2 protein-coding genes are annotated in these 910 nt (G+C 68.4%); both read right to left on the bottom strand.

Annotation, left to right across the window (positions count from 1 at the left end; translation table 11 throughout):
• Positions 1–733, bottom strand: a 733-nt coding sequence (locus BYZ73_RS21325; protein ID WP_220086886.1) for a terminase large subunit domain-containing protein, incomplete at its 3' end; no start/stop codon positions are given.
• The coding region (locus BYZ73_RS21320) for a P27 family phage terminase small subunit (protein WP_146746391.1) at positions 720–910 on the bottom strand (191 nt) is incomplete at its 5' end. The genes BYZ73_RS21325 and BYZ73_RS21320, both read right to left, overlap by 14 nt.

Here is a 910-nt window from a genome sequence, read left to right as displayed (position 1 = left end):
CGCCGCAGATCGAGGCCATGTCGGCGCCCGCCGTGGTGATCGCCCAGTCGATGGGCTGGGCGCGGGCGATCATCGAATTGACCACCACCTCGGCCAGTTCGCGGTCGGTCCAGCGGTGCACCTCGTCGCGGGCGACGAAGCTGGGGTTGATGCCATCGGCCGAGTTGCCGTCGCGGCTGAGCGTCCGGATCGTGCCATTGGTGATCGCGGTCGAGATCAGGTGCTTGTTGCCCGTATCCATGAAGGCCGACAGCGCGGGGGCGGCCTTGATCATCCGCCGGAGCTCGCGGAACAAGAGCCCCGCCTGATCCCGCGTCGTCGCGGTGCAGAACCCTTGCGGCGCCGCCTCGCCGTCGAAAAGCTGGGTATAGAGCATCGGCACCGCCGTGTCGGTCGTCTTGCCGTTCTTCTTCGCGACCTGGTGATAGGTGGTGCGGAACCGGCGCAGCCCATCGGCCTGTTTCCAGCCGAAGACGGACCCATGCCGGAAGACCTGCCAGGGCGTCAGATCGAGCGGCTTGCCCGCCGCCGGACCCGTGGTGTGCTGGATCAGGCGCGCGAAGTTCAGCACGCGCAAGGCCGCCTTGCAATCGAACCAGAGGCCGCGGTCGCGGCCCGTTTCCAGATCCATCAGGTGGCGTTCGCAGGCGAGCCGCACCAGCGTGCCCGCCACCTCGCGCCCCTCGATCACATCGAGCGCATAGCGCGAGACCGGATGGTCAATCGGTTCCATCGAGGGTCCTCAGGATCTCGCCGAAGAGATCGCCCTGGCCGCCCGCGCTCATCCGCGCCTCGTCGACCGGCGTCATGCCGAAGCGCGCGGCGAGCTGGTTCATGGTGGCAATGGCGTCCTGGCGCTGGCCCCAGACCGCGCGCTTCTTCTGCTGGCGCCCGTTCCGGGTCTCGACCT

This window comes from Rhodovulum viride (assembly GCF_003265965.1).
GTDB classification, from domain to species: Bacteria; Pseudomonadota; Alphaproteobacteria; order Rhodobacterales; family Rhodobacteraceae; genus Rhodovulum; species Rhodovulum kholense.
The sequence above is the reverse complement of the archived record's forward strand: the minus strand, read 5'-3'. Positions and strand labels throughout refer to the sequence as shown.